The sequence below is a fragment of the Novipirellula sp. genome, from assembly GCF_041583735.1.
Lineage (GTDB): Bacteria > Planctomycetota > Planctomycetia > Pirellulales > Pirellulaceae > Novipirellula.
Map to the genome: position 1 here is coordinate 1 of NZ_JBFHFD010000366.1, position 8646 is coordinate 8646.

Annotated in this window: 5 protein-coding genes; 2 read left to right on the top strand and 3 right to left on the bottom strand. The window is 52.0% G+C overall.

Translation table 11 applies throughout. The features are described 5' to 3' along the window. Nucleotides 1-2448 (top strand): PVC-type heme-binding CxxCH protein (locus ABX962_RS22680; protein ID WP_372722570.1); only part of this gene is annotated, 2448 nt, incomplete at its 5' end. A 665-nt stretch (nt 2449-3113) separates the two neighbouring features. Next, nucleotides 3114-3623, top strand: a complete 510-nt coding sequence (locus tag ABX962_RS22685) for a transposase (protein WP_372722572.1) — start codon at nt 3114-3116, stop codon at nt 3621-3623. 191 nt (nt 3624-3814) lie between these two features. On the opposite strand, the gene ABX962_RS22690 is transcribed toward ABX962_RS22685, so the two are convergent. The 3 genes from ABX962_RS22690 to ABX962_RS22700 all read right to left on the bottom strand — a co-directional run bounded on the left by ABX962_RS22690 (nt 3815) and on the right by ABX962_RS22700 (nt 7860). Then, on the bottom strand, nt 3815-4867 hold the full coding sequence (locus ABX962_RS22690) for a hypothetical protein (RefSeq protein WP_372722574.1): 1053 nt from the start codon (nt 4865-4867) through the stop codon (nt 3815-3817). A 780-nt stretch (nt 4868-5647) separates the two neighbouring features. Continuing rightward, the gene (locus ABX962_RS22695; RefSeq protein ID WP_372722576.1) at nt 5648-6643 is read right to left on the bottom strand and encodes a hypothetical protein; all 996 of its coding nucleotides are present in this window, start codon (nt 6641-6643) and stop codon (nt 5648-5650) included. A gap of 92 nt (nt 6644-6735) precedes the next feature. After that, nucleotides 6736-7860: a DUF1573 domain-containing protein gene (locus ABX962_RS22700; protein ID WP_372722578.1), complete on the bottom strand. Its 1125-nt coding sequence runs from the start codon at nt 7858-7860 to the stop codon at nt 6736-6738. Nucleotides 7861-8646 lie beyond the last annotated feature (786 nt).

Sequence of the window (8646 nt, forward strand, 5' to 3'; positions counted from 1 at the left end):
AAAGAAGGCAGCATTGATTACCTGAGCCCCGAAGAATCGATGGCGCAGATCAATGTTCCCGAAGGTTATCAGCTGAACCTCTTTGCATCGGAAGTCCAATTTCCGGACTTGGCTAATCCTGTGCAAATGCAGGTCGACGCCAAGGGGCGATTGTGGGTCGCCAGCTGGAACACCTACCCCAAGTGGGAACCCGGCAAGGAAATGAACGACAAACTGATGATCCTCGAGGACACCGACAAGGACGGCAAAGCGGACACTCGCAAGATTTTTGCTCATGTTCACAACCCGCTTGGATTCGAATTTTGGAATGGTGGCGTCATCGTCACCTCAGGCCCCGATCTGTTGTTCCTGAAGGATACCGATGGTGATGACAAAGCGGATTTGCGTTACCCCATTCTGCAAGGACTCGGAACCTCCGATACGCACCATGCCGCAAACAATTTGATTTACGGTCCTGACGGCGGGATCTATTGGCAAAGCGGTATTTTCTTGGTGCACAACCACGAAACGCCGTGGAAACAAAACCTCACTATCGGCGATTCGGGGATGTACCGTTTCGACCCTCGCACCTTTGCCATCACGCCGCATGCGGCCAACGCTCCGAATCCACACGGCACCAGCTTTGACCGCTGGGGCTACTGCTACGCCAACGATGGCACCGGTGGGAAGTCGTATCAAGTGCGTCCCGAAGGCAAGGGTTTCAAGATGCATACCCTGCTGACCAAAGAATTCCGTCCCGTCGCGGCCAACGCGATTCTTTCGTCGGATCACTTTCCCGAGGAAATGCAGGACGATTTCCTGATCTGTAACACAATCGGTTTCCTTGGCGTCAAACAATACTCGCTCGATCGCGAAGGAAATGGCAAGGACCGAGCGTTCGGAGAAGTTTGGGGAACCCCGGGACTTGAATTGCTCAACAGCGATGATCGCAACTTCCGACCGACCGATGCTGTCGTCGGTGAAGACGGCGCGTTGTACGTTTCCGATTGGCACAACGCCATTATCGGTCACATGCAGCACAACATTCGTGACCCCAATCGTGACCACCAACATGGTCGTATCTTCCGGCTGACCGTGAAAGATCGACCACTACAAAAGCCAGTCGCGATTGACGGTCAACCGATCGCCGCACTACTGGAAAACCTGAAACACCCCGTCGATGGCGTTCGTCATCGGACCCGGGTCGAACTGAGTGCTCGCGACTCGGACGCTGTGATCGCAGCCGCTCAGCAGTGGATCAAAGATTTTGATCCAAACGATGAAACCGAAGCCCATCATCTTCTCGAAGCCCTGTGGTTGCACCAACAACATGGCGTGCGAAACGAAGAACTGCTCAATACACTGCTCAGTTCGGACGTCAAACACGCGGTCGTCGCGGCCAAGACGGTGAAGCATTTCTGGGAGAACGTAGACGCCACGGGAGCGAGTGGATTTGCGGCAAAAGCCGAAGTGGAATTCGTTAAGTTCAATCCTCCGAAACACCTCAAAGGGGCCGACCGCAAGGCATACAAGTTGGGGGCGGAGGTCTATCAACGTGAAGCACACTGTGCGACTTGCCACCTAACCCACGGTCAAGGAAGTGCGAACGTTTATCCACCGCTGGTCGGCAGCCCCTGGGTCAACGGCAGCGAAGAGCGACTGATCAAGATGGCACTGCACGGCGTGTGGGGAAAAATGACGGTCAACGGCAAGACGTTTGACCCGTCGCGTGGCGTGCCACCAATGACCGCGTTCCGATCGCTATTGAAAGACGAAGAACTGGCAGCCGTATTGACGTTTGTCCGCAACACGTGGGGCAATCAGTCGTCGCCTGTCAGCGCCGCGAGCGTCAAGAAGGTTCGCCAGCAGACGAGTGATCGCGACACGTTCTGGAAACCCGAAGAACTGCTAGCCGAGCATCCTTTGGAAGAAGCCCTCGAATCGAACAGCCCGGAAACCAAAGAGTTTTCCAACGAAGCCTTGGAAGCCGAACTGTTGAGCGCATCGCCCGCCGAATTGGCCAAAATTGCCATTTCCCGCGGCAACGTTCAGCGAGGCAAGAAGCTGTTCTTTGAATCAGGTGCGGCCTGCTTCGCCTGTCACGAACCGCCTAAGGGCGCCGCTCGACTCGGTCCCGACTTGGCCAAGATCGAGACCAAGTTGACGGCCGAGCAATTGGTGGACTCGATTCTGCGTCCATCAAAACTGATTGACAAGAATTATGCTCAAGTCAGTGTGCTCACCGTCGAAGGCAGCGTCTATACCGGCGTTCGTGTCTCGGAGAACAAGGACGAAATGGTGTTACAAAACCTTGCCCAGCCCGAGCCGATCAAGATCAAACAGGATGATATCGAAGAGGTCGTCGAGTCGAAGGTGTCGATCATGCCTGAAAACTTGACGCGTCAGCTGAGAACCCGCAAGGAGTTCGATGACTTGATGAAATACATCCTGGAAATCCGTAAGCGGTAATCGCAAGCGGGCCGATGAATGAAACAAAGCGGCGCGGGGACTAGTTCCCCGCGCCGTTTTTTCATGCGCGGTCGATAGGGGAATACATTCGCAGCCGCGATGGATTATCTAAAAACAAATATTATCTCACCTCCGAGCAACACGACGAGGAGACACTTTTGTTCGACAAACGGCTCGGCATACCGTCTAATGAAAAGCGGCCAAAAAGGATGTCACGGAAGATGCATTTGCATCGGCGGTGATGGTAGCGATTGCTGCTCGGCCCCCATGCCGGCTTGTCCGGTAGGTGCCCGCGTTTTTTTAATTAACACACACGGTGGCAACAAACACACTACCCCGGTTGGCTCGCCCAACCGGAATGGAAAGTTTTCCTGATGCCCAACCCAGTCTATTCCCTTGAACAACTTAAGCCCGCTTTCCATCTGCGGTACACGTGGACTGGGTGGCCCACTTCGGGGACCAAATTTCCTTCAATGCCAACCGAGATCTTCTTTGATCCGCTCGACAGTGCTTGGAAATCAGACAGTCTTCGGCGAATCGCGACCGTTTGGGAAACAGACAAGATTCAATTCACTTTTGCGACAGTCCCTACCGTCGCACCCACTCTATTTGTCGCTCGCGTCAAAGGACGCTTGCAACATGAGCTGCGATTAAGTGGAACCCCAGTGAAATTCAGCCGGAAGGTTGCATTTCGAGGAATTGGAAAAAACCATACTCGCGAAGTTACAAACTATATTCACAAGCAAGTCGAGAAGGACGCATTCATTGACCGACGTCTTTTAGAAATACTCAAGCAATTTACAGTCATTGATCGCTCAGTAGCACTCGATAAACCGAGCGAATCCAACAGTGGGCGTTATTGGCACAACCTGCATATTGTTTTGGTCGTTGCCAATCGACGGCGTATTCGGCTGGAACACGAGTTTGCAAAACTGGACCGTGCAGTGCAGGCGACTGCAACAAAACATCGTTACGGAATAGCGATTCGCGCATGGATGCCAGACCACTTGCATGTAGCGTTGCGCGGCCCCATCGCAGAGAGCCCGGCAGAGATCGCTTATGCAATCATGAACAATACCGCATTCGCAATGGGGCAAAATGCAATATGGCAACCGGGCTTCTACGCAGGAACTTTTAGCGAGTACGACGTTCATGTAGTAGGTGGATCGCACTGACCAGCAAAACTTGTTTTCCGGTTGGGCAAGCCAACTGGGGAAAAGGTTTGGCGACCGAAATATCTAATTGCAAAACGTTTGCTCCTGCCAGCAAGCTGGCAGGGGGCTTTTGCAATGCCGTGTCGGCTCGCATCTTAACCGCAACGAACAATTGCCTGAATGTTACTTCGCCTCCACAAAAACACCTTGCGTTACTGCGCTACGGCTTCGAAAATTGCGATGCGTCCGTCGTTGCGTTTGCCCTTGGCGTTTTCACCGCCGTTCGGCCACGACAAGACAACGCCGTACAGTTTGCCGTCTTTTTCGATGGGACAGAATCCGTGCATGTGGTGCATGAACTCAAGCTCGTCGTAGGTTGCTGGAATCAGTGAACCAGCGGGCTTGCCGTCATTCATCACCAACACGGGAGCCACGCCGTTGGTCATCGACAATGGATTCAGCAGCGGCAAAAACATACTCGAACCGTTGTGCGAGATATTGCAAGGGTTCGACCCCTTCGGCAACTCGACGTAATACTTATTGTCTGCCCCCGGCGTCTTGATCTGTGCTCCGCTGGCGGTGAAAGCGTAGACGCGGCCATGGGCACGCGAGGCGACTTCGACAATCTCTTGGCCACCCTCGGTAGCGACTTGAACACCGTGTGCGGTGTTAAAAGGTCCACCCACATTCTCTTTTCCGCCCCACGCTGGACCACCCCATTGCCACTGGCCGTCACGCAACTCAGCCGACAGTGCGTAATCGCCCGGAGCATAGCCGATCACGGCGACCAGTCGTTTTGCCTCGGGAAGGTAAACGACATCGCAAGGAGTGAATCTGCCACCGGCAGCGAAATACGAATTGACGGTCGGATTGTCAAACTCAGTGCCGTTGGGTTGTTTCAGACTGGCGACCACCTTGCCACGCTGCGAAACAACCACTTCGCCGGTGTTGGTCGATGCAAACGCCCAATATGACTGGCCATCCATCACGAAGCAGTCGGCTCCGTGAGCGTTCATGCCACCGGCGAAGACCGAATCTTGATCCTCGACCAATTTCCATTCTTTCAATTCGGCATCCAGCGTCACCAAACCATGTTTGGCAACCACCGTCACGATCTCGTGGGTCGACTGATCGACGTCCGCATTGTTGTGCAAACCACCTTTGGCCGCAGCGATCATCGCATCAGACTGCTTGCCCAGCTCGGGACGATGCTCCCAGCGGTAGGTCTTGCCGTTCGCATTAAACGTGTTTTTGGCAGTAGCCAAGTCAACTGCCGCAGAAGGGTGATTTCCGGATGCATCATGGTCATGGTCGTGCCCCTCGTGGGCGATTCCCTGCGAGGAAATTCCAAACGCGAATGCGATGGTAAAGCAGAAAGAAGCTCGGGTGTATGGCACAGTAGCAGACTCAATTGAGGAAGGAGAGGGGACAGGCAGAGGGGGCATTGTGATCAAAACCCCGCCATAAATCAATCACCGCCGCCGTCCGACCACGCACCAGCGAAATGTCGACAGTGGCCGATTGTCAACAATTTTGGCGAAAGTCTCAACAATCTCAGCACCGCTTCGTTTGGCTCTATTTTCAAGGGCAACCAAGGCAGCAGAGGCAGTAGGGACGCAGCACCATCCTGAAAGCCCGCCCGCAACCTTACCCATTCTACCAAAAAGGTGTCCGACACCTTTTTTCGTCCGACATTGACGCCCAAGGCAACGTCGATCGTGTGCTGAGAGACACGGCAGTTGGCACCACGGACATGCACGACGATGCCATCGAAGTAACCAATCGGCCAGACCGCATCCGCCAGGCGGTGACTTCGGTATCCGGGTCTTCGGTAATGGTTGAAATCAGCGTCGCGGAAACTTCGACTCCGTATAGAGTTGCCTGTTGTAAACAAATCCGCATCGTTTTGCGAACTGAAGGTCCAGGGATTTACTTAACCCAGTCCACTGGGCTAGGTGTCTGTAAAACAGAACGGCAGGGCAGCGGCCCAGCAGTTTCTGTGGATTGGTAAACGGCCGGCCCGTTGGCCACAGTTCTCCTTTTATTCAATCGACAGCGGCCGGAACGGTTCCATCTTTCCGTTGATTCGTATTTAACCATTCGGCATGTCGCACCTGCCAGTCCTCGCTGAAACGTTCGCGAATCTTCTCACGCCAGTCATTACCACTTCCCCGTTGCAACTCGGGCATAACCGATTCTTCGGAGGTATCAGCCCATCTCAAATGCCCCGCTGTTTCGTAGTCCAATTTGTAGGCTGGAGTCGAATGGCGAAATCGAAAGTGGCTTGGAATCCACATTGAAGTATTGTTCTCCAATTTCCATTCTTCCCAATCGATCACGTGAACACAAACGATCGGTCCGGGGTTTTCAATATCCAAATCGCTGAAATGAATGATCTTGGTGGGACGATTGCCTTGCTTTGGGTCAAAAGTAATTTGAACTCTCCAAAGCTTTCTTGCCCAATCGGATTGAATTTTTCCGTCATCCAGCTTTTCTGCCCCCATGAAATCCAGCTCGTCTAAAAGCAATCTTCCATAGCCAGCTGACTGCGTTTTTCGGCTGCTTCTGTCGCTTCGAGGTGCAACAGGGCGAAAGAATACAAAATCGTGCCTCTGAGGGTATTGTAAAATCTGGCTATCTTCTGGATCCATTGTCACATCCTCAACGACTTCGCCAGCAAACCTTCCAAACGCTTGTCCTCCCTGTCGCTGCGCACGATGCGTTGGCGTTCTCAGATATTGAACCCAGCGTCTCGGCTCGATGCTGTTAGTATATCCTTTTGCCGAAAATCGAGTGCTAGTTATTCTTCGACGGTCTTCGGCAAACAAATAAACGGTATCGCCCTCAGTCCCATCAATGTAGGAAACTTGCGTCTCCCGTAAGACGACGGCGTACTCATCGGGCAAACTCGTTGGACTCGCGACGAAATCGATGAGCATTTGCACCGCGGAACGCTCTACTGCATTTGTTGCCAGACCTTGAGCCCCTGCCAGACTGACAAGACCAAACCATGTACAAATAAACAGAAACGCACGAACCATAGCATTACACCCGGTGAGGAAGATTTAATGGTTTTACAATCACTATGGTGCGGGGCACAGAGTATTGATGTCAACGTTTGGCAAATCGCAATTTATTCTGCAGGCTGTAGCGACTCTGCATTGCCCTGTTCAATTAACTGTCGATTGCGCTCCCGGCGTTTTTCGCGAATTTGAGCGATTGCCACTTCGCTTTGGGAGTCAAGAAATACATTGCAAGTGCCTACTATCTGGTTATCGCGAAACCAGTTGATCGTTACGTCGTCAATGTTTTCGAGATCACCCTCTAATGCGAAACTTACTTGTTCAAAAATCGAACTCTCACCAAGCGGCTTTCGCTCTATTTCTTGCAAGTCGATGCGATTCTTCGGCTCGGCAACTCTGCAAATTAAATCATCGCGTCCTGTCCAGCAGCCGATCAGCACATGAAATTTTGCGACTTCACTATTCTGCTTGTCGCGATTTGCAAAAACAATGGACGGTTGGACTTTCACTGCGAACGCGTTTTTAACTTGGAGTTTATACTCATAAGATCTCTTAAGGTACTCGATGTTGATAGGTGCAACAAATTCATCTAGCGACTTATCCTTGTCGGTGTCTTTTCCCAGCCAACATCTGTAAACGTGTGTGCCATCCTTTTTTTGCCGGTCAAACTTTACCGTAAGCCTTGGATCCATAGACCGTACTTGAAATCCTGTATGCGCAAACTCCGACGTGATCGAAAGCTCACTTCCTTTCTCGCGTCCCGGCACCAGCACCATAGTGTTGGGTGTTATCTCGAACGCTGAATGAACGACCGATTCAATCACGCATGTAGCGCTTGATGCATTCTCGAAAGAGATGGTCATCCGCTCGGCAAATCGCCCCACTTCCTTTGGCGTGACCCTTAAATAAAGCATCGTCGTTTCACCGCTGTCGATCTCTAGCTTTTTTGAGATCGCAGTCATACATCCGCAGCCAAGGTTGATATTTGACACGGTTAGAGATTGGCCAGAGACGTTCTTGATCGGAATGCCGAGGACCTTTTCCTGCGATGCCTGCAACCGAGGAACCTTCAGCCGATGAAACTCTTCCGTGCCGGCAGTCTCAACCGTTTTGAACTCGACCATATCGCTAGGAGGAACAAAACGTACAGGTTTCGCCTTCCTCGAATCACTTGCGTCGGATTGATCCGCATCCTGAGAATGTGTGATCTCCGAAACCACGACCAACAGCAACAAAAATATGCCAACTCGATACATACCTGCCTCCGAGAGATTGGACTGCGTAGTTTTACTGCGTCTACCCCAATCCGATGTGCCCTTGGTGAAGAAGTTGGCGAATTCAAATAGTGAATTTAAGTACGTGGTTCAAACTCGAATTAAGTTTCAGCCCCTACTGCCCCATCTTGGTAAACCGAGTCGATCATGGCGGCCAAATTTATTTTTGAATCTACGCCGTGGATTTCTCCAGTGAATGTATCGCCTACAAGCCCTCCGTCAAGCTTTTCTCGGAAAACGTTGTTTCTTTTTTGCGAATCTTAGCAAACACTGATTTCCTGACTTTGAGAGAGAAAGTCGAACTCCGAGGTATGTGACAGCTTTCGCCACGCTCTCTTTAGATATCCAAGTTACGAACATCTAAGCACCTAATTGAATCCACTCCGCTGTCAGACAAACACCTAAGCACGTGCGATCTTGCTCAATGATACAACGAAGTCGCAGATGAAACTTCGCCAATTTCGCAGCATCGCTGGCTAGGGTTCCAATCAGCGTTTTGAATCGCTCCCAAGACTCCGCAGTCACCAATTGGTGCTTTACCCTTTTCCACAATCGCTAAATCGCGTTGGGCTCAGGACTGCAATTAAGAGACTCGACTTTGGGTTGACTGATACCCTCCGGTGACGTTTGGGCCGTTCCGCTAGAGCTTTACTGGAATAGGCGTAGGTCGGCCAGGTTTGGAGGTAGTGGACGAGGCTACGAGTCCCAGCGACTTAGTGGCACGGCGGGACTCGTAGCCTCGTCCAC

Excerpts from the sequence above, each read along its gene's own strand:
- ABX962_RS22695 (WP_372722576.1), bottom strand. The coding sequence starts at position 6,643 with ATGGTTCGTGCGTTTCTGTTTATTTGTACATGGTTTGGTCTTGTCAGT.